Below are 19900 nucleotides of genomic sequence, written 5' to 3'. Positions count from 1 at the left end.
CGGGGGCCCTTCGCGGTGCCCGGAGCTGGATAGGGTAGGCCGTGAGACCTTCATTTCGCGTACGACGATCAGGAGCGGCCTTATGAGCGCTGTGACCCCCGCTGGAGGCGACACCGCGGCGGGCCGTTCCTGGCCCGAGGTACTGAACGCTTTGCTGTACGGCCAGGACCAGAGCGCCGAGGCGACGGCCTGGGCGATGGACCAGATCATGCGCGGCCAGGCGACCGACGCCCAGATCGCGGGCTTCGTCGTCGCCCTGCGCGCCAAGGGCGAGACGGTCGAGGAGATCAACGGGCTCGTCCGCACGATGTACGCGCACGCCAACGTCATCGAGGTGCCGGGCCGCACCGTCGACATCGTCGGCACCGGCGGTGACGGCGCGAAGACGGTGAACATCTCCACGATGTCGGCGCTGGTGGTGGCCGGCACCGGGGCGAAGGTCGTCAAGCACGGCAACCGCGCGGCCTCCTCCGCGTCCGGTGCCTCGGACGTCCTGGAGAAGCTGGGCGTCAACCTCGACCTGACCCCGCAGCGGGTCGCCGAGGTCGCCGAGGAGGCCGGCATCACCTTCTGCTTCGCCGTCAAGTTCCATCCGGCGCTGCGTCACGCGGGCGCCGCACGCGGCCAGTTGGGCATCCGCACGGTCTTCAACATCCTCGGCCCGCTGACCAACCCCGCGAAGGTCCGGGCCCAGGCGGTCGGCGTCGCGGACCCGCGCATGGCCCCCGTGGTCGCGGGCGTCTTCGCGGAGCGCGGCAACTCCTCGCTGGTCTTCCGCGGCGACGACGGCCTCGACGAGCTGACGACGACCGCCACGTCCCACGTCTGGATCGTCCGCGACGGCAAGGTCACGGAGGAGACCTTCGACCCCCGTGACGCCGGCATCGACCTGGTCCCCGTGGAGGCGCTGCGGGGCGGCGACCCGTCGTACAACGCGGAGGTCGCCCGCAGGCTGCTGTACGGCGAGCAGGGGCCGGTACGGGACGCGGTGCTGCTGAACTCGGCGGCGGCCCTGGTGGCCCTGGACCCCGGCACGGGGACGCTGGCCGAACAGCTCCGGACGGGCATGGCCAAGGCGGCGGAGTCGATCGACTCGGGTGCCGCCAAGCGGACGCTGGAGCGCTGGGCGGCGGCGACGAACAGGTAGGGGCGGCGCGGAGTCCGGCACCGCCGGGCTCCGCCGTCGTGGCTGTTCGCCGTCGCGGCGGGAAAGAGGGGAACCCCGCTGTCCCGTCATCCGGACAGGAGTTGCGCGTCCGCGATCACTTCATCTACGTTTCTTGCCAGGTCATGAGTGACAGTCATGAGGCCCCGGCCGACTGTCCGGCAACCCTCCGTCCGTGGCGGGGTGCCCCGGGTGAAGACCAGGCCGTAGGCAGCGAGGTCTACGGCAAGCGCGGACCCCTCGTACACCAGGGGTCCTGGTCGTCGAGGAGTCTTCTGTGAGCAAGCGAATGCGATAGGGCTGCAGAGCCCCGCCTCCGCATCCCCCTTTCCTTTTCTCCGTGCTGGAGCCGCGGTCGTCCGCGCGCTCGCACGGTGATTCCGGCTTGCCTCTCACGGGAGTTCCGTCATGTCCGTCTCCACCGTTGCCTCCGCCCAGTCCGTTTGTGCCCCTCTGTCCGTTCTGGGCAGTGATGTCACCGTCCCGCTGGTCACCGGCGGCGAGGTCACCTACGCCGCCCTCGACTACGCGGCCAGCGCCCCCGCCCTGCAGCGGGTCTGGGACGACGTGGCGGCGTACGCGCCCTACTACGGCAGCGTCCACCGCGGCGCCGGCTACCTCTCCCAGCTCTCCACGGACCTCTTCGAGAACGCCCGCCGGACCGTCGCCGAGTTCCTCGACTGCCGCCCCGACGACCAGCTGATCTTCACCCGCTCCACCACCGACTCCCTCAACCTGCTCGCCGCCGCCGTCCCCGCCGACTGCCAGGTCTTCGTCTTCGAGACCGAGCACCACGCGAGCCTGCTCCCCTGGAAGGACGCCCGGGTCACCTACCTCAACGCGCCCCGGACCCCGCGGCAGGCCGTCGAGACCCTGGAACGCGCCCTCGCCGACCGCGACCCCCGCGGCCCGGCCCTGGTCTGCGTCACCGGCGCCTCCAACGTCACCGGCGAGCTGTGGCCGGTCCGCGAGCTGGCGGCCGCCGCGCACGCGCACGGCGCCCGGATCGTCCTGGACGCCGCCCAGCTGGCCCCGCACCACCCCGTGTCCGTCCGGGACCTGGACGTCGACTGGGTCGCCTTCTCCGGCCACAAGCTGTACGCCCCCTTCGGCTCCGGCGTCCTGGCCGGCCGCGCCGACTGGCTCCAGGCGGCCGACCCCTACCTCGCGGGCGGCGGCGCCAGCCGCAAGGTCACCCGGCGCGAGGACGGGGGAGTGGCCGTGGAGTGGCACGAGAGCGCGGCGCGGCACGAGGCGGGCTCCCCGAACGTCATCGGCGCCTACTCCATCGCATCCGCCTGCAAGGCGCTCACCGAGGCCGGCTTCGACACGCTGGTCGCCCGCGAGCAGCACCTGATCGACAAGGTGCGGGCGGGGCTGGCCGAGGTCCCCGAGGTCCGGGTCCTCTCCCTCTTCGGCGACGACGCCCCGCGCGTCGGAGTGATCAGCTTCGTGGTGGACGGCTGGAACAGCTCCCACTTCGCCGCCGCCCTCTCCGCGGAGTACGGCATCGGCGTCCGCGACGGCCTCTTCTGCGCCCACCCGCTGGTCAGGACGCTGCTGGGCTCCGACCCGCAGACCCAGGGCGAGTGCGGGGCGCCGGAGGCGGCACCGGGCGAGAAGTCGCTCAACGCCATCCGCGTGAGCTTCGGCGCGGGGACGCCGGACGAGCACGTCGAGCGCTTCGCGAACGCCGTGAAGGAACTGGTTGCCCACGGCGCCAAGTGGACGTACCGCACGGAAGAAGGCCGCTGCGTCCCGGCGGTGTGATCAGCGCCCCGTAAGGGGCGCGGGGAACCGCGCGCTCGGCCCTCACCGGCCCGCAGCCGGGCACGAAGCGCCGTGGTTCACTGCGGGTCCGTCGTGGCTGGTCGCGCAGTTCCCCGCGCCCCTTACGGGGCACTCCGGTGAGCGCCCCTTCTAGCTGTCCAGGCCGATCGCGAACGCCGCCTCCAGGTCGTGCTGGGAGTACGTGCGGAACGCGACGTGCGTGTCCGTGGCCTCGACGCCCGGGATCTTGCTGATGGAGCCGGGGATGACCTCGGCCAGGTCCTCGTGCTGCTTCACCCGGACCATGGCGATCAGGTCGTACGTACCGGTGACGGAGAAGACCTCGCTGACGCTGTCCAGCGCGGCGATCCGTTCCGCGATCTCGGGGATCCGGTCCACGCTGGTCTTGATGAGGACGATCGCGGTGATCACGGCTGGTTCTCTCCCTCGGGTGCCGGAGCTGGGGCGGACCTCACTTTAGTCGCCCGCCCGTCGCCCACCACCGCCCTTCCAGGGCCGCGCTTCGCGCCTTTCTTCTTTCCGTATCGCACCCACGCGTAGCCGAAGCCGAGTCCGAAGCCGACCAGGTGGGCGAGGTAGGCCACGCCGGGGCCGGAGGAGGCCTGGTTCAGGGCCAGCCACTGCAGGGCCGCCCAGAAGGGGAGGACCACCCAGGCCGGGAAGCGGAGCGGGAGGAAGAAGAGGAAGGGCAGGAGACTGGTCACGCGGGCGCTGGGGAACAGGTACAGGAACGCGCCGAGGACCGCCGAGATCGCCCCGGACGCCCCCACCAGCGACTGCTGGGACGTGGCGTTGGCGGCCGCGTAGCCGAGCAGTGCGAGGTAGCCGCAGCCGATGTAGAAGAGCGTGAACTCCACGCGGCCCATCCGTTCCTCGGTCATCGCCCCGAAGACGAAGAGGAAGAGCATGTTGCCGAGCAGGTGCACCCAGCTGCCGTGCACGAACAGCGCCGTGGCCGGGGTGAGCGCCTCCCGCGCCGGACCGTCGAACAGGTCGGCGGGAACCACCCCCCAGTGCCGGAAATACGCCCGCTGCGCGGCCGCCAGGGCCTCCCCGGTGCCGTAGGACGGGGTGAGGCCCGAGGCGGGGCCGAGCACGAAGATCAGGCAGCACACGGCGATCAGGGTGTACGTCATGGGCGCGGACGTGCCCCTCAGGCTCCGCAGGGTCCGGGCGGCCGTCGTGTTCCAGTTGCCGATCATGGACATAGAGCATGGCGTAACGGGATGCAGTGGTGCAGATCGCCTCGCCGCCGCAGATGGGGCGGCATCGAGTACCCGCCAGGCCGTAGGGTTACGAGCCACACGCGTCGGGACGGCGCGTCACGGACACTAGAAGGAAGCGAACAAGCCACGATGACGGTTCCCCTGCCGACGGCCACGACGCGGTGGCGCTGCACCCTCTGCGGCAACCTCACGCGCTTCGACGTGACCCGCTCGTCGAAGGTGGTCGAGTACGTGCACCTCGACCTGGCCGGTGAGCCGAAGGTCGAGGAGCGCGAGGTGGTCAGTGAGACCATCGAGTCGGTGCGCTGCCGCTGGTGCAACGCGGTGGACCAGGTGGAACTGGTGGACAGGCCGGGTGCCGACTCCTGATACCGGGAGCCGGCCCCGTACAGGTGATGGGGTGTGACGGATGGTGGAGACCACAGGCGGGGGGCCGGGCGACGGCACCGCCGAGGTGCTTGACCGTCCGTTGCCCGACGGTGTGCGACGGCGGGTCGTACAGATCGTGTCGGACGGCTTCGGCGGGCTGACCCTGGCCGAACTGCCCGCACAGCTGCGGCAGTACGCCCGGTTCGCCCCGAATCGCCGGGCCAAGTTCGCCGGGAACGCGATGGCGGCCGCGCTGGAGACGGACACCCTCTTCCGGCAGCGGATCGGGGAGAAGCTGAGAGAGGCCCAGCCGGAACTGGCCGGCGCCCTGGACTCCGGCTCCCCGCCCCCGGCCGCGGACCCGCTCGATGTGGCGGCCGCGGCCTATGTACTGCGCCCCACGGGCTGGGTGAAGCTGGTGGCGGCGGCCGGCGAGGAGGCCCAGCGGGCCGACGCCGAGCGGGCCGACGAGGAGAGCCGGGCCGAACTGGAGCGGCTGCGCGAGGAGCTGGACCGGGCGCGGGAGCAGACCCGGTCCGAGACGGAGCGGCTGCGCGCCGATCTGGACGCGGCCAAGAAGGAAGCGGAATCGCTTCATCGCAAGCTGCGGGCCGCGCTGAGCGACGTCAAGCGCGGTGAGGCCGCCCTGCGCAAGCTGCAGGGCGAGATGGAGGCGGGGCGGACCGAGGGGCAGGCCCAGGTGTCCGCCGCCGAGAGCGAGAGCCGGCGGCTCAAGGCCCGGCTCGGCGAGGTCGAGGCGGCCCTGGAGGCCAGCCGCCGGGCCGCCCGCGAGGGACGCAGCGTCGAGGACATGCGGCTGCGGCTGCTGCTCGACACCGTCCTCGACGCGGCCCAGGGGCTGCGCCGGGAGCTGGCCCTGCCGCCGGTGTCGATGCGGCCCGCCGAGACCGTGGATGCCGTCGAACCGGGACGAATGACCCCGAAGGACATCGCGGCGCGCGCACTGTCCGAGAACGACCCGGCCATCCTCAACCAGCTGCTCGCCCTTCCCCAGGCGCACCTGGTCGTCGACGGCTACAACGTGACCAAGACCGGCTATCCGCAGATGCCGCTGGAGAAGCAGCGGCTGCGGCTGCTCGGCCAGCTCTCCCAGCTCGCCGCCCAGACCGGCGCCGAGGTCACCTGTGTCTTCGACGGCGCCGAGCTGGCCGCGCCGGTGCTGCTCGCCCCGCCGCGCGGGGTCCGGGTGCTGTTCTCCAAGCCCGGGGTCACGGCGGACGAGTTGATCCGCCAGCTGGTGCGCGCCGAGCCGCCGGGCCGCCCGGTGATCGTCGCCTCGACCGACCGCGAGGTCGCCGACGGGGTCGCGAAGGCGGGTGCCCGTCCGGTGGCTTCTGCGATGCTTCTGAAGCGACTGTCCTGAACGTGCAACCCGCATATGCAATGCCCGAATTGACCGAACCGTCACGCAACGTAGCGTCAATCGCGCATTACTGCTCGTGAGTTATGTGCAAAGAGTGCGTTGCGTGACCACTTTTTTCGCTGCTGGGTTTGAACTGATCACAGGTAGGTCACTAGGGTCTGGGCTCGAACCTCCACACGGGTGATCACTCAAACGAAGGAGCCCGTCTCCGTGGCGTCCCATCGTCGACCCAAGCAGCCGAGCCGTGCGCGCGTCACCGTGCTCACCACCGCGGCGGCCGCCGCCGTAGTCCTCAGTGCCAATGCCGCCAACGCGGCGCCCAGCGAGAAGCTGAGCAAGGACGAGGTCAAGGCGAAGGTCGACAAGCTCTACGAGGAGGCCGAGCAGGCCACCGAGAAGCTCGACGGGGCCAAGGACAAGCAGCAGAAGCTCCAGAAGGAAATATCCACGATCCAGGACAACGTGGCCCGTGGTCAGGAGGAGCTCAACAAGCTGCGGGACAGCCTCGGTTCGCTGGCCACCGCGCAGTACCGCTCCGGCGGCATCGACCCGTCGGTCCAGCTCTTCCTCTCGTCCAACCCGGACGACTACCTCGACAAGGCGTCCACGCTCGACCAGTTGAGCAGCCAGCAGGTCGAGGCCCTGAAGAAGATTCAGGACAAACAGCGCGAACTCGCCCAGGAGCGGGCAGAGGCCTCCGACAAGCTCAAGGACCTCTCCGCCACCCGCACCGAGCTGGCCAAGCAGAAGTCGGCCGTCCAGGGCAAGCTCGCCGACGCGCAGAAGCTGCTCAACACCCTGACGGCCAAGGAGAAGGCCGCGCTCGACGCCGAGCAGGCCCAGGCCGCCAGCCGCGCCTCCTCGCGCGTGGACCTCGGCAACACGGGCTCCGCCTCCAGCCGGGCCGCCAGCGCCTTCGCCGCCGCCCAGTCCGTGATCGGCTCGCCGTACGTCTACGGCGCCTCCGGCCCGTCTTCCTTCGACTGCTCGGGCCTGACCTCCTGGGCCTACGCCCAGGCCGGCGTCACCATCCCGCGCACCTCTGAGGCACAGGCCAACGCCGGCACCCGCATCTACAGCGAGAGCGACCTCAAGGTCGGCGACCTGGTCATCTTCTACGGCGACTACCACCACGTCGGCCTGTACGCCGGCAACGGCCAGGTACTGCACGCCCCGCACACCGGTGCCGTCGTCCGCTACGAGTCGATCAGCGACATGACCTTCGAGTTCGGCGTCCGCATCTGACCGTTCCTAAGGACTGAGCGGGAGTGAGTCCTGTTGCCAGGATTCATGCTCAGCCGAACGCCCCGAACGGTGGTGGGCGTTCTGGTCGACCGCGTTCGCTCCGCGTCCGGGCGGCACGGATCGTGTCCGTGGTCCGGGGATGCGGGGGCGGTGTCCCTCACACCCCGGGGTGTCCGGTCTGGCCTGGACGGTCCGATGCCCGTATCGATCACTCTGGTTGTCACGGGGCGGTGCCGTCCGTCGCCGGCTCGGGTGTCCCAGGGCGCGCCTTCCGATCGCCACGGCTGCTGCGTCGTGGCGGGTGGTCAGCAGTCGATTGCCTCCGCGCACCACGTGCACAATGCCGGCCTGCCAGTCGGCCCGTGCCGCCTGAAGCCGGTCTTCCAGGACGTTCAGACGGCGGGATTTGGCGAACCATTCCTGCCTGCTGCGGTAGCCGCCGGGCGCGTGCCTGGAACCCTGCTCACCCACGGGCAGGGACAGCCGGTGCGCGATCGTGCGCACGCCCGCCTGAAGGCTGTGGATGTGCGCCAGACGGCCGCGCCGGGCGAGCGCCCACTGATCATGGGTGGCCTTCGTGATACTCCCGGCCCAGCGGGAGGAGGAATCCCCGGTCAGGAACCGCTTGCGCTGCGCCCACTGCACGCTGTCGTGCTCCGGCCGGGCTGAACACCGTGCCTTCAGATCTCGGGACGCAAGTGCGCCCAGATGGTCACCGACCAGGCGCAGCAGCTTCTCGTCTTCGCTGGTGAGGGCCTTCAGCCGGTCGCGGATCGCGACCCCCGTCGGACCGGGCACGACGAACGACGCCGCCACATCCCGCAGCCCGCTCACTGTGTCACCCCCACTCGCAGCCCGAAGATCCTTCCATCGCATCCAACGATCACCATCGAAAGGGGTCACGCATTCGACAGAAGGACATCTGTTTCTCCCGGAAGTCCGTGCACCCGGCGGCCGGGGCTCTCACCTCTGCAAGCCAGAACATGCTCATGCAAGGTCAACCGGCAGCAGCTGCCACCCCATCCGGCTACCGCGACACCCGTACGGCCGAAGATCAACTTGCCGTGGCGCCCGAACGGGCGAATCGCGGCAACCGGAACTGACTCCACGCCCCGCCGGTGACCTGCGTCAGCGGCGGGGCGTCACGCTTGCGTGGCCGCCGAGGTCTTTGGCCGGGGTGCGATCGCGCGGCTACTGTCGGGCGCGTTTCCTCCGGCGCCGGGGCACCCCCGTCCCCGCGCCGGGGGAAGCGGTACATGTCCGCCAGCAGAAGGACCGCCGTGGGGTCTCATCGCCGTCTCGCACCGTCGTCCGGTTTCAACCGGGGCGCCGGTGCCGCTCTCTGCGTGCTGTCGGCCGCGGCCGCCGCGCTCGGTGCCGTACCGGCGAGCGCCGCGCCGCACGCCGACAGCCGCGCCGAGGTGGACCGGCTGTACCAGCAGGCCGAGGAGGCGACCCAGGCCTACGACAAGGCCGACGAGCGGGCCGGTGCGCTGCGCCGCGAGGTGCACGACTCCCAGGACCGCGTCGCCCGCCAGCAGCAGCGCATCAACACCATGCGGGAGGCGCTCGGTTCGCTCGCCGGCGCCCAGTACCGCTCCGGCGGCATCGACCCCACCGTGGCCCTGCTGTTCTCCGACGACCCCCAGGACTACCTCGACCGGGCCTCCCTGATCGACCGTATCGACGTCCGCCGGGCCGGACAGCTCAGGCAGCTCCGGACGGCGATGCGCGAACTCGCCCAGGAGCGCACCGAGGCCGCCGGGAAGCTCGCCGAACTGGAGCACAGCCGCAGGGCGGTCGCCTCCCACAAGGCCGTCGTGGAGAACAAGCTCGCCAGGGCCCGGCAACTCCTCAACGCGATGCCCGCCGCCGATCGCGCCGCCTTCGAGCACGCCTCCCGCGGCGACGGCCGGGCCGACCTGCCCGCCCTCTCCGACATCGCCGTCTCCGACGGACGCGCCGCCGCCGCGATCGCCGCCGCCCGCTCCGCCCTCGGCAAGCCGTACGTCTGGGGCGCCAGCGGCCCCTCCGGCTTCGACTGCTCGGGCCTGATGCAGTGGTCGTACGCCCACGCCGGGATCCACCTCCCGCGCACCTCGCAGGAGCAGCGCTACGCCGGCCGCCAGGTCCCGCTCTCCCAGGCGCAACCCGGTGACCTGGTCGTCTACCGCTCCGACGCCAGCCATGTGGCCATGTACGTCGGCAACGGCCAGGTCATCCACGCCCCCTACCCGGGCGCCCCGGTCCGCTACGACCCGGTCGGAATGATGCCCGTCTCCTCCGTCACCCGGCCCTGACTTCCGGGCTCCTGCCCTTACGATCGGAAAGTGGCTGGTCGTGGACGGGCGTGGCGCTCAGGAGCGGTGGGGCTGTGTCTGGTGCTCCTGCCGCTGGCCGGATGCGGCGGCGGGCAGTCGTCGACCGGCGCGGCCATGGCCCAGGTGCAGCAGGTCCTGGACCGCCGCGCGGCCGCGGTCCTCGGCCATGACGAGAAGGCGTACGCCGAGACCGGCACCCGGAGCCCGTACGCGAACCTGCGGGCCGTACCGCTCGCCGACTGGAGCTACCGGCTGACCGCCCTCCACCCCGACGGCGCCGGCGCCACCGCCGACGCGCGGCTCAGCTACCGGATACAGGGCTACGACAAGGCGCCGGTGACGACGGACCGTACGGTCACACTCAGCCGCACCGCCGACGGACGGTGGTATGTCACATACGACAAGCCCGCCAAGAAGTCCGCGCAACAACTCTGGGACCAGGGCAAGGTCACCGCCCTCAAGTCCGCCCACGCCCTCGTCCTCGGCGTCGGCCAGTCCGGGGCCGTGCTGCGCGGCTACGCCCGGCTCGCCGACACCGCCGTCCCCCAGGTCTCCAAGGCCTGGGGCACGGACTGGACCCGGCGGGTGGTCCTGCTCGTACCCGGGTCGCTGAACGGGATGGCGGGCCTGCTGGGTGCCCCCGCCTCCAACTACCGGGGCATCGCCGCCGTCACCACCGGCGAGGCGGGCGGCTCGGGCCAGGCGCCCGCGGACCGGGTCATCCTCAACCCGGAGGCGTACGCCGGGCTCGGCTCGGTCGGCAGACAGGTCGTCCTCACCCACGAGACGACCCATGTGGCCACCCGTGCCCACACCACGGCCGCCACCCCGCTCTGGCTCTCCGAGGGCTACGCCGACTGGATCGGCTACCTCGACACCGGCCGTACGCCCACCGAGGCCGCACCGGAACTCGCCCGCGCCGTCGAGGCCGGAGACGTCCCCGAAGACCTCCCGGCGGACAAGGACTTCGGCTTCACCGACGACCCCACCAAGCTGGCCCAGGCCTACGAGGGCGGCTGGCTGGCCTGCCGGATGATCGCCGGTCACTGGGGCGAGGAGAAGCTCGGCGCCTTCTACCGGGCCGTCGGCGCGCACAAGGAGCGGGCGGGCGCGGTCGAGGACGCGCTGAAGACCGAACTCGGAACGACCCTGCCGGACTTCACCGCCCGCTGGCGCGACTACCTGACGGCTCAGCTCGGCGACTGAGCCAGCCGCTCGATCGCCTCCGCCAGCCAGGCCCGCTCGGCCGTGCCGGTCGCCCGCGCGACCCGCAGCATCCCCTCCCGGAACAGGTCCCCGCTCTCCTCCGCCCGCACCGGCTCGCCGTCCCGGTAGAAGAAGCTCGACGGGGTCTGAAGGAAGTCCAGCCGGCGACGCAGCACGGCCGCCTGCTCCGCCCGGTCCGGGAGGTGGCGCAGGAAGGCCAGGACCGTGTTGAAGCGGACGTGGTCGGTGATCTCCGCCTGCTTGGGGTGGCGCAGCCGGTCGAGCAGGTCCGCCCGGCCCTGCTCGGTCAGCGACAGCACCCGGCGTGGGGCCGCGCCCGCCCCCTCCTCGGTGTGCTGGTCCAGCCGGCCGGCGGCGACCAGCCGTGCGATCGCCGGATAGAGGGCGCCGTCGCTGACCGGGCGGACGTGCCCGCTCAGCGCCTTGATCCGCTCCTTGAGCTCATAGCCGTGCAACGGCTCCTCGGCGAGGAAGCCCAGGATCGACAGTTCCAGCACGCTGCATTCCTCCTTGCGGACGTCGCGACCCCCATGTTACCTCTATTCGAGATACCTCGATTAGAGGCACACCGTCATGAGGGGGACCACCGTGAACGCCCACCGCAAGCAGCTCGTCTCGCTCGCCCGCCCCGTCTACTTCTCGCTGCTCGCCTCCGTCGCCGCCGGGATCATCAACACGGTCTGGGTGTCCCGGCTCGGCTCCGCCGCCGTGGCCGCCGTCGCCGTCGCGACCAACGCCGAGAACGTGCTGCTCGGCGTCGCCCTGGTCTTCGCCTCCGGCACGACCGTGCTCGTCGCACACGCCAGAGGGGCCCGGGACCCCGGCGCGGTACGGGCCGCCGTACGCGGCGGCTGGGCGCTGTGCGGCCTGGTCACCCCGGTGGTCGTGGTCGGCGGGCTGCTGCTGCGCGAGCCCCTGGCCCGGCTGGTCTTCGGCGGCCCGGGTCCGGCCCTGCCCCTCGCCACCGCCTACTTCGCGATCTCCCTGCCGGGCATGACCGTCTTCTTCGCCCAGCAACTGGTCGACGGCATCCTCAAGGGCACCGGCGACACCCGCACGCCGATGCGCCTGGCCCTGCTGGCCAACGCCCTGATCCTGGTCTGCGACCCGTTCCTCATCCACCTGTACGGCGTCCGGGGCGCCGCCGCCTCGACCGTGCTGTGCCGCTGCGTGGCTCTGGGAGCGGGCCTGCGGGCCCTGCGCCGCAACGCCCTGCTGTGCACCGCGGCCGCGTCCGCGGCTGCCGAACCGGTACCCGCCGCCCTGCGCCGGACCCTGCGCACCGGGCTGCCCATGTCCGCCGACTTCACCGTCCGGCAGGGCGGCGCGCTGGCGCTGGTGGCGATCGTGGCCCGGCTCGGGGTGCCGGCGGTCGCCGCGTACGCGATCGCGTACAAGGTCATGTACGTCGCGACGATGGCCTTCTACGCGGTGCGCCAGGCGGCCGCCATCCACACGGCGCACAGCCGCGGCGAGGGCGGCGACGCCCGCAGGGAGACCGGCCGGCAGGCGGTGCTGGTGTCGGGGGCGGTCGGGCTTGCCGCCGCCGCACTGCTCGCCGCGACCGCGCCCTGGATCATGGCCGCCTTCGGCGCCGGGCCCGCCGTCGCCCACCAGGGCGTGCTGTTCCTGCGCTGCGTCGGGCCCTATCTGCTCCTGATGGCCGGTTTCATCGCGCTCGGCGGGGTCTTCGAGGGCAGCGGCGGGGCGCCGGCGCTGCTGCGGGTGACCGTGCTGGGTACGGCCGTCCAGCTGCTGCTCGCCCACGCCCTGTCGGCGTTCGGGCTGCCCGGGATCTGCCTGGCGCTGGCCCTCGCCATGGCGGTGCAGTGCGCGGCCGTGGGGGTACTGCTGTCCCGGGCTCAGGAGGAGACCGGGGTGTCCTTCGTGCGGGTGGCCTGAGACGGGAAGGGGGCGACGGCCGTCTCGGTCACCGTGGCGCGCCACAGCACGCGGGCCGCCGTGACCGTCGCCGCGAGCAGGAGGCCGTTGCGCAGGACCAGCAGGGTGATGCCGTACCAGTCGCTCACCACGACGTGCGAGAAGCCGACCGGGAACTCCAGGACCGTCACGAAGGTCGCCAGGAGGAGCAGCACCGCGGGCAGGGCCATGCGACTGGCGCGGAAGCAGAGGCAGACGGCGGCCAGGCCCACCAGCCACACCATGTACTGCGGGCTGATCACCCGGCTGGTGACCGTGAACATCAGGACGGCGGTGAAGGCGGCGTCCGCGAGCGTGTGGGACCGGAAGCGGACCGCCGACAGCCGCCACAGCAGCAGCCAGCCGAACGCGAGCGCGGTGAGCAGCAGGGCCGCCGTGCTCACCGCCTGCACGTCCGGGCCGAGGAACTCGATCGAGCCGTAGTTGAGCAGCACCTCGCCGTGCCAGCCGAAGTGCCGGGCGATGTGGAAGACCAGCGCACCCAGGGACTCCACCTCGGTGCCCCGGTCCCGCTGGAAGGTCAGGAAGGCGAACGCGCCGGGCATGGCCACCGCGAACAGCGCGCCGACCGCGCCCGCCGTGACCGCCGCCGACGCCCAGGCCCGCCGCCGTACGGCACCCACGAGCAGCAGTGCCGGCCACACCTTGACCATCGCGCCGAAGCCGGCCAGCGCGCCCATGATCCGGGGATGCCGGGCCCCGGCGAGCAGCGCGGCGACGGCGACGGCGGTGACCATCAGGTCGTAGCGGGAGTAGACGGTCGGGCCGAGGAGCGGGACGCCGAGCACCCAGACCGAGGCGCCGCGCAGGGTCCGGCCGGGGCGCAGACCGGCGTAGAGGAGGAGGCACAGGACCACCAGGTCGGCCAGGCAGGCCAGCACGAAGAAGGCGGTCGGGTAGTCCAGGAAGGGCAGCAGCACGGGGGAGAGGATCGCCAGGGCGGCCGCGGGCGGGTACTGCCAGGTGACGTCGTCCAGAGGAAACGTTCCGTGCCGCAGGACCTCGTACCAGCCCTGGTAGATGACGGACACGTCGGTGGTGACGTCCGCGCCGGGGAACACGAACACCTTCAGGGCGAACAGCAGCAGCACCAGCCGGGTGGCGCCCCAGGCGGCCAGCAGCAACACCAGGGCACGCCGCACGCCCGTCCTGTCCACCTGAGCCCCTGTCCGTCGGCATCGCCGTGTCGAGTGCGCCACATGATCTCCCGACGTCCTGTGCGGGGGCCATGAAGCACGGCCGAACGCCCTGTGCGGGTATGGTCTGCGGCGATGCACAAGACGCTCATCGTGACCAATGACTTCCCGCCCCGGCCGGGCGGTATCCAGGCCTTTCTGCACAACATGGCCCTGCGGCTGGACCCCGAGCGGCTGGTCGTCTACGCCTCCACGTGGAAGCGGGGCCGGGAGGGTGCCGAGGCCACCGCCGCGTTCGACGCGGAGCAGCCGTTCACCGTCGTACGCGACCGTACGACGATGCTGCTGCCGACGCCCGGGGCGACCCGGACGGCGGTCGGGCTGCTGCGGGAGCACGGGTGCACGTCCGTGTGGTTCGGGGCGGCGGCTCCGCTCGGGCTGATGGCGCCGGCGCTGCGGAAGGCCGGGGCGCAGCGGCTGGTCGCCACGACCCACGGGCACGAGGTCGGCTGGGCGCAGCTGCCCGCGGCCCGGCGGCTGCTCGGGCGGATCGGGGACGCGACCGACACGATCACCTATCTCGGCGAGTACACGCGGTCCCGGATCGCGACCGCGCTGAGCGCCGGGGCGGCGGGGCGGATGGTGCAGCTGCCGCCGGGGGTGGACGAGAAGACCTTTCACCCCGGTTCCGGGGGCGCCGAGGTGCGGGCGCGGCTGGGGCTGACCGAGCGGCCGGTGGTCGTGTGCGTGTCGCGGCTGGTGCCGCGCAAGGGGCAGGACACGCTGATCCTCGCGATGCCGCTGATCCTGGCCGCCGAGCCGGACGCGGTGCTGCTGATCGTGGGCGGCGGGCCGTACGAGAAGGAGCTGCGGCGGCTGGTGCGGGAGACCGGGGTCGAGGCGTCGGTGCGGTTCACGGGGGCCGTGCCGTGGACCGAGCTGCCCGCGCACTTCGGCGCCGGGGACGTGTTCGCGATGCCGTGCCGGACCCGGCGGGGCGGGCTGGACGTGGAGGGGCTCGGGATCGTGTACCTGGAGGCCTCGGCGACCGGGCTGCCGGTCGTCGCCGGGGACTCGGGCGGGGCGCCGGACGCGGTCCTTGACGGGGAGACCGGGTGGGTGGTGCGGGGCGGTTCGGTGGAGGAGGCCGCTGAGCGCATTGTGGCTCTCCTGGGAGACTCCGAACTGCGTCAGCGGATGGGGGAGCGCGGGCGGCAGTGGGTTGAGGAGAAGTGGCGGTGGGATCTCCTTGCGGAGAGGTTGAAGGAGTTGCTTTAGGGGCCTGCGCCGTTGTCCGGCTGCGGGCCGGTGGGGGCTTGTCGCGCCCACGCGGCGGCAGCCGCATATCAAATACAGCCCCGCGCCCCTTGCGGGGCGCTTGTCACCAACTCTGTTTTATCTCTAGGCGGAACCGGAAAATCCGCACATGCTGCGCGCATGACAGCAAAACTGATGCAGCGTCAGCTGACTAGGCGTCACATCCTGGGCATGATCGCCCTCCAGACCGCCGCCGCGGCCGGTCTCACCCGTGTCGGTCTCCAGTCGGCGCAGGCCGCCGAGGAGGCGGCCGACGTCGACAACGCCCCGGCCATCGTGGTCGGTTCCGGGTACGGCGGGGCCGTGGCCGCGCTCCGGCTCGGGCAGGCCGGGATCCGGACCGTCATGATCGAGATGGGCCAGCTGTGGAACACGGCCGGCTCCGACGGCAAGATCTTCTGTTCCACCGCCGCCCCGGACAAGCGGTCCATGTGGTTCAAGACCCGCACGGAGGCCCCGCTCGCCACCTTCCTCTGGCTGGACGTCGTCAACAAGGACATCACCGCCTATCCGGGAGTGCTCGACCGGGTGCACTACGACAACATGTCCGTGTACGTCGGGCGCGGTGTCGGGGGCGGGTCGCTGGTCAACGGGGGGATGGCGGTCACCCCGCTCCAGTCGTACTTCGCCGAGCAGTTCCCGACGGTGGACGCGAGCGCGATGTACAACACGTACTTCCCGCGCGCCCGCACCATGCTGGGCGTCAACACCGTCGACTCCACCTGGTTCGAGTCGACCGAGTGGTACCAGTTCACCCGGACGTCCCGGAAGGCCGCCGCCAACACCGGGCTCAAGACCACCTTCGTACCGAACGTCTACGACTTCGGCTACATGCAGCAGGAGGCCGCCGGCACCGCCACCAAGTCCGCGCTCGCCCAGGAGGTCATCTACGGCAACAACTACGGCAAGAAGAGCCTCGACAAGACCTACCTCGCCGCCGCCCTCGGCACCGGCAACGTCACCATCCACACCCTGGAGAAGGTGAAGGCCGTCACGCGGGCGAGCGACGGGTCGTACGTGCTGAGCGTCGACCGGATCGACACGACCGGGGCCGTCGTCGAGAGCAAGCAGTACAGCTGCACCTATCTGTTCCTGGGAGGCGGGAGTCTGGGGACCACCGAGCTGCTCGTCCGGGCCCGGGACACCGGTGCGCTGCCCGCGCTCAACTCCAGTGTGGGGGGCGGCTGGAGCACCAACGGCAACACCATGCTCGGGCGCGCCAACCACATCTGGGACACCACCGGCGCCAACCAGGCGACCATGCCGGTCATGGGCATCGACGACTGGGCCAACACCGACAACCCGGTCTTCGCCGAGATCGCCCCGCTGCCCATCGGGTTCGAGACCTGGGTGAGCCTCTACCTGGCGATCACCAAGAACCCCCAACGGGCGTCCTTCACCTACGACTCCGCGAGCGGCGGGGTGAAGCTGGGCTGGACCGCGGCGCAGAGCGCGGTCTCGGTCGCCATGGCCAAGAAGCTGTTCGACCGGATCAACGCGGCCAACGCGACGATCTACCGGTACGACCTGTTCGGCTCGGCGAGCAAGGTCTTCGCGGACGACTTCTGCTACCACCCGCTGGGCGGCTGCGTACTGGGGCAGGCGACCGACGACTACGGGAGGGTGAAGGGGTACTCCAAGCTGTACGTCACGGACGGTTCGCTGGTGCCCGGGAACATCGGCGTGAACCCGTTCGTCACCATCACCGCGCTCGCCGAGCGGACGATGGAACGGGTTCTCGCCGAGGACTTCTGAGCACCGGGAGGATGCCCCGAGTGCCGCTCTACTTCTGGTAGATGGCCTCGATCTCGTCCGCGTAGTCCTTCGCCACCACGTTGCGCTTGAGCTTCAGGGACGGCGTCAGGTGGCCCGACTCCTCCGAGAACTGGGAGGACAGAATGCGGAACTTCCGCACCGATTCCGCCTTCGACACCGCGGCGTTGCCGTCGTCGACAGCGGCCTGGATCGCCGCGATCAGATCCGGGTCGTCACGCAGCGACGCCGCGGTGGAGCCCGTCGGTTTGCCGTGGTCGGCCGCCCAGCGGCCCAGGAACTCGTCGTCGATGGTGATCAGCGCGCCCACGAACGGCCGCCCGTCGCCCACCACCATGCACTCCGCGACCAGCGCGTGCGCGCGGATGCGGTCCTCGATCACGGCCGGGGCGACGTTCTTGCCGCCCGCGGTGACGATGATCTCCTTCTTGCGGCCGGTGATCCTGAGGTAGCCGTCCTCGTCCAGGGTGCCGATGTCCCCGGTGTGGAACCAGCCGTCGGCCAGCGCCTCGGCGGTCGCGGCCGGGTTGTTCCAGTACTCCTTGAACAGGTGCTCGCCGTGCAGCAGCACCTCCCCGTCGTCCGCGATGCGGATCACGGAGCCGGGCAGCGGCTGTCCGACCGTGCCGATCTTCTGCCGGTCCCAGGGGTTGAACGCGGTCGCCGCACAGGACTCGGTCAGGCCGTAGCCCTCCAGGACCGTGAAGCCGATGCCGCGGAAGAAGTGGCCCAGGCGCTCGCCGAGCGGGGCGCCGCCGGAGATGGCGTACTCGCCCTTGCCGCCGAGCACCGCGCGCAGCTTGCTGTAGACCAGCTTGTCGAAGGTCTTGTGCTTGATCTTCAGGCCCAGGGACGGGCCCGGCGGGGTGTCCAGCGCCTTGCTGTACGCGATCGCGGTGTCCGCGGCCTTGTCGAAGATCTTGCCCTTGCCGTCCGCCTGCGCCTTGGCGCGCGCCGAGTTGTAGACCTTCTCGAAGACGCGCGGGACACCGAGGATCAGCGTCGGCCGGAACGCGGCCAGTTCGTCGGTGAGGTTCTTGATGTCCGGGACGCAGCCCAGCTTGATCGGCGCCATCATCGGGGCGATCTGGACCAGCCGGCCGAAGACGTGCGCGAGCGGGAGGAAGAGGAGGACCGAACACTCGCCGGTGCGGAAGAGGGGGCGCAGGCGCTCCACGATGTTGCCGCACTCCGCGAAGAAGGCGCGGTGGGTGAGGACACAGCCCTTGGGGCGGCCGGTCGTACCGCTCGTGTAAACGATGGTCGCCGGGTCGTCCGCCTTCGCCTGCGAGCTGCGCGCGTCGACGGTGGCGTCGGTGACGCCCTGGCCGAGTCTGCCGAGTTCCTCCAGGGCGCCGGCCTCGATCTGCCAGACGTGCTTGAGGGCGGGCAGCGTCTCGCGCACCGACTCGACGGCGGCCGCGTGGTTGTCGAGTTCCACGATGCAGGCGGTCGCGCCGGAGTCGCTGAGGATCCACTGCACCTGCTCCGGCGAGCTGGTCTCGTACACCGGCACGGTGACCGCGCCGGCGCTCCAGATCGCGAAGTCGAGGAGCGTCCACTCGTAGCGGGTGCGGGACATCAGGCCGACCCGGTCGCCCGGCTGGATGCCGGAGGCGATGAGGCCCTTCGCGGCCGCGTGCACCTCGGCCAGGAAGGCGGTGGCGGTCACGTCCTGCCAGACACCGCCGACCTTGCGGGCCATGACGGCGACGTTCGGATGCTGCGCGGCGTTTCTGCGGACGATGTCGGTCAGATTGCCGTCCGCGGGGACCTCGTACAAAGCCGGAAGGCTGAACTCGCGCAAGACTGCTGCTCCTCATAGGGCGCCGACGCCACGACGTTGTGCGATGCGACGGTGCGGTCCAAGGCTCGGGCAGGTGCTCAGGGCTTCGCCACGGGCTGGAAGATCCGTTGGTTGAAATCCTGAGCACGACTGGACTGCCCGGACGTTACCCGCCGGTATGGCTTCTTCGACAGGGGGGTCCGGCGAGATGTTCGGTGCGTCACACAGGTTGGTGTTCCTTGGCGTACGGTAGTCCACGGCCTTAGTGACTGACCAGTAACCGGCGGCCCGGCCATCGCCTGTTCACGTTTGCCGCACAGGCCTACGCTTGATCACCATGGCAGCCACACCCTCCGGCGTCCCGAGGACCCGCGTCCACGTGGTCAGCGACGTGCACGGCAACGCCCGTGACCTGGCACGGGCCGGCGACGGCGCCGACGCCCTGATCTGTCTCGGCGACCTCGTCCTCTTCCTCGACTACGCCGACCACTCCCGCGGCATCTTCCCCGACCTGTTCGGCGTCGAGAACGCCGACCGCCTCGTCGAACTCCGCACCGCCCGCCGCTTCGAGGAGGCGCGGGAACTCGGCGCCCGGCTGTGGGGCGGGATCGGCATGGACCGGGCGACGGCGATCGAGAAGGCGGTGCGCAAGCAGTACGCCGAGATGTTCGCGGCGTTCCCGGCACCGACGTACGCGACGTACGGCAACGTCGACATGCCGCCGCTGTGGCGGGAGTACGCCGGGCCGGGCACGACGGTGCTGGACGGCGAGCGGGTGGAGATCGGCGGGCGGGTCTTCGGCTTCGTCGGCGGCGGGCTGCGGACCCCGATGCGCACCCCCTACGAGATCTCCGACGAGGAGTACGCGGCGAAGATCGAGGCGGTCGGCGAGGTCGACGTGCTGTGCACGCACATCCCGCCGGAGGTTCCGGAGTTGGTGTACGACACCGTCGCGCGCCGTTTCGAACGGGGCAGCCGGGCCCTGCTGGACGCCATCCGCCGCACCCGCCCCCGGTATTCGCTCTTCGGACATGTCCACCAGCCGCTGGTGAAGCGGATGCGGATCGGGGCCACCGAGTGCGTGAACGTCGGGCACTTCGCGGGTACGGGACGGCCCTGGGCGCTGGAATGGTGACGACCCCGGACAGGGGGTGAAGTCGGCTGGTCGGACGCGCGGTAGCCTTCACGCTGCATACGCGTGCGCACGCGTATGCAGCGA

At 71.2% G+C, this 19900-nt stretch carries 16 protein-coding genes, 1 pseudogene and 1 riboswitch; of the genes and pseudogenes, 11 read left to right on the top strand and 6 right to left on the bottom strand.

Features of this window, described 5'->3' with window-relative positions; all coding sequences use genetic code 11:
- Positions 1-82: 82 nt before the first annotated feature.
- Together trpD and SSP29_RS15120 are read left to right on the top strand one after the other, a co-directional pair.
- The gene (gene trpD, locus SSP29_RS15125) at positions 83-1147 is read left to right on the top strand and encodes an anthranilate phosphoribosyltransferase (RefSeq protein ID WP_089101148.1); all 1065 of its coding nucleotides are present in this window, start codon (positions 83-85) and stop codon (positions 1145-1147) included.
- 139 nt (positions 1148-1286) lie between these two features.
- A riboswitch (SAM riboswitch) is annotated at positions 1287-1403 on the top strand.
- 170 nt (positions 1404-1573) lie between these two features.
- Complete coding sequence (locus tag SSP29_RS15120) at positions 1574-2935, top strand: aminotransferase class V-fold PLP-dependent enzyme (RefSeq protein ID WP_089101147.1); 1362 nt, start codon at positions 1574-1576, stop codon at positions 2933-2935.
- A 150-nt stretch (positions 2936-3085) separates the two neighbouring features.
- On the opposite strand, the gene SSP29_RS15115 is transcribed toward SSP29_RS15120, so the two are convergent.
- Together SSP29_RS15115 and SSP29_RS15110 are read right to left on the bottom strand one after the other, a co-directional pair.
- Complete coding sequence (locus SSP29_RS15115) at positions 3086-3367, bottom strand: Lrp/AsnC family transcriptional regulator (RefSeq protein WP_089101146.1); 282 nt, start codon at positions 3365-3367, stop codon at positions 3086-3088.
- Positions 3364-4158, bottom strand: coding sequence for a rhomboid family intramembrane serine protease (locus SSP29_RS15110; RefSeq protein ID WP_089101623.1), 795 nt, complete (start codon positions 4156-4158; stop codon positions 3364-3366). The genes SSP29_RS15115 and SSP29_RS15110 overlap by 4 nt, the downstream gene beginning before the upstream one ends.
- 153 nt (positions 4159-4311) lie before the next feature.
- Between SSP29_RS15110 and SSP29_RS15105 the strand changes: the two genes are divergently transcribed.
- The 3 genes from SSP29_RS15105 to SSP29_RS15095 all read left to right on the top strand — a co-directional run bounded on the left by SSP29_RS15105 (position 4312) and on the right by SSP29_RS15095 (position 7180).
- Positions 4312-4551, top strand: coding sequence for a hypothetical protein (locus tag SSP29_RS15105; RefSeq protein WP_009309707.1), 240 nt, complete (start codon positions 4312-4314; stop codon positions 4549-4551).
- A 40-nt stretch (positions 4552-4591) separates the two neighbouring features.
- Positions 4592-5935, top strand: a complete 1344-nt coding sequence (locus tag SSP29_RS15100) for an NYN domain-containing protein (RefSeq protein WP_089101145.1) — start codon at positions 4592-4594, stop codon at positions 5933-5935.
- A 210-nt stretch (positions 5936-6145) separates the two neighbouring features.
- The gene (locus SSP29_RS15095; protein WP_089101144.1) at positions 6146-7180 is read left to right on the top strand and encodes a C40 family peptidase; all 1035 of its coding nucleotides are present in this window, start codon (positions 6146-6148) and stop codon (positions 7178-7180) included.
- 281 nt (positions 7181-7461) lie between these two features.
- Here SSP29_RS15095 and SSP29_RS15090 read toward each other — a convergent pair.
- Positions 7462-8014 (bottom strand): annotated as a pseudogene (locus tag SSP29_RS15090) (hypothetical protein); the annotation flags it as partial.
- Between the two features lie 446 nt (positions 8015-8460).
- Here SSP29_RS15090 and SSP29_RS15085 point away from each other — a divergent pair.
- Positions 8461-9480: a C40 family peptidase gene (locus SSP29_RS15085; protein WP_174855970.1), complete on the top strand. Its 1020-nt coding sequence runs from the start codon at positions 8461-8463 to the stop codon at positions 9478-9480.
- A 30-nt stretch (positions 9481-9510) separates the two neighbouring features.
- Positions 9511-10707, top strand: coding sequence for a hypothetical protein (locus tag SSP29_RS15080; protein WP_150134204.1), 1197 nt, complete (start codon positions 9511-9513; stop codon positions 10705-10707).
- On the opposite strand, the gene SSP29_RS15075 is transcribed toward SSP29_RS15080, so the two are convergent.
- Complete coding sequence (locus tag SSP29_RS15075) at positions 10692-11225, bottom strand: PadR family transcriptional regulator (RefSeq protein WP_089101141.1); 534 nt, start codon at positions 11223-11225, stop codon at positions 10692-10694. The two genes, SSP29_RS15080 and SSP29_RS15075, sit on opposite strands and share 16 nt — an antisense overlap.
- A 91-nt stretch (positions 11226-11316) precedes the next feature.
- Between SSP29_RS15075 and SSP29_RS15070 the strand changes: the two genes are divergently transcribed.
- Positions 11317-12630: an MATE family efflux transporter gene (locus SSP29_RS15070; RefSeq protein ID WP_089101140.1), complete on the top strand. Its 1314-nt coding sequence runs from the start codon at positions 11317-11319 to the stop codon at positions 12628-12630.
- Here the strand turns inward: SSP29_RS15070 and SSP29_RS55620 are convergent.
- Complete coding sequence (locus tag SSP29_RS55620; RefSeq protein ID WP_089101139.1) at positions 12591-13826, bottom strand: glycosyltransferase 87 family protein; 1236 nt, start codon at positions 13824-13826, stop codon at positions 12591-12593. The genes SSP29_RS15070 and SSP29_RS55620 overlap by 40 nt on opposite strands.
- Before the next feature lie 114 nt (positions 13827-13940).
- Here SSP29_RS55620 and SSP29_RS15060 point away from each other — a divergent pair, with 114 nt between their 5' ends.
- Together SSP29_RS15060 and SSP29_RS15055 are read left to right on the top strand one after the other, a co-directional pair.
- Positions 13941-15083: a glycosyltransferase family 4 protein gene (locus SSP29_RS15060; protein ID WP_089101138.1), complete on the top strand. Its 1143-nt coding sequence runs from the start codon at positions 13941-13943 to the stop codon at positions 15081-15083.
- Between the two features lie 159 nt (positions 15084-15242).
- Positions 15243-16877: a GMC oxidoreductase gene (locus SSP29_RS15055; protein ID WP_150134201.1), complete on the top strand. Its 1635-nt coding sequence runs from the start codon at positions 15243-15245 to the stop codon at positions 16875-16877.
- Between the two features lie 28 nt (positions 16878-16905).
- On the opposite strand, the gene SSP29_RS15050 is transcribed toward SSP29_RS15055, so the two are convergent.
- Positions 16906-18702, bottom strand: coding sequence for an AMP-dependent synthetase/ligase (locus tag SSP29_RS15050; protein ID WP_089101136.1), 1797 nt, complete (start codon positions 18700-18702; stop codon positions 16906-16908).
- A 316-nt stretch (positions 18703-19018) separates the two neighbouring features.
- Here SSP29_RS15050 and SSP29_RS15045 point away from each other — a divergent pair, with 316 nt between their 5' ends.
- Positions 19019-19816 (top strand): metallophosphoesterase family protein, encoded by a 798-nt coding sequence (locus SSP29_RS15045; protein ID WP_089101135.1) that lies wholly within the window; start codon positions 19019-19021, stop codon positions 19814-19816.
- The last annotated feature ends 84 nt before the right edge of the window (positions 19817-19900 follow it).

The sequence above is a fragment of the Streptomyces hyaluromycini genome, assembly GCF_002217755.1.
Lineage (GTDB): Bacteria > Actinomycetota > Actinomycetes > Streptomycetales > Streptomycetaceae > Streptomyces > Streptomyces hyaluromycini.
This window is presented reverse-complemented; position numbering and strand designations above follow the sequence as displayed.

Bases quoted from the DNA above. Each gene is read 5' to 3' on its own strand.
- trpD (WP_089101148.1), top strand. From the start codon at position 83: ATGAGCGCTGTGACCCCCGCTGGAGGCGACACCGCGGCGGGCCGTTCC.
- SSP29_RS15120 (WP_089101147.1), top strand. From the start codon at position 1,574: ATGTCCGTCTCCACCGTTGCCTCCGCCCAGTCCGTTTGTGCCCCTCTG.
- SSP29_RS15110 (WP_089101623.1), bottom strand. From the start codon at position 4,158: ATGATCGGCAACTGGAACACGACGGCCGCCCGGACCCTGCGGAGCCTG.
- SSP29_RS15105 (WP_009309707.1), top strand. From the start codon at position 4,312: ATGACGGTTCCCCTGCCGACGGCCACGACGCGGTGGCGCTGCACCCTC.
- SSP29_RS15100 (WP_089101145.1), top strand. From the start codon at position 4,592: ATGGTGGAGACCACAGGCGGGGGGCCGGGCGACGGCACCGCCGAGGTG.
- SSP29_RS15060 (WP_089101138.1), top strand. From the start codon at position 13,941: ATGCACAAGACGCTCATCGTGACCAATGACTTCCCGCCCCGGCCGGGC.
- SSP29_RS15055 (WP_150134201.1), top strand. From the start codon at position 15,243: ATGACAGCAAAACTGATGCAGCGTCAGCTGACTAGGCGTCACATCCTG.
- SSP29_RS15045 (WP_089101135.1), top strand. From the start codon at position 19,019: ATGGCAGCCACACCCTCCGGCGTCCCGAGGACCCGCGTCCACGTGGTC.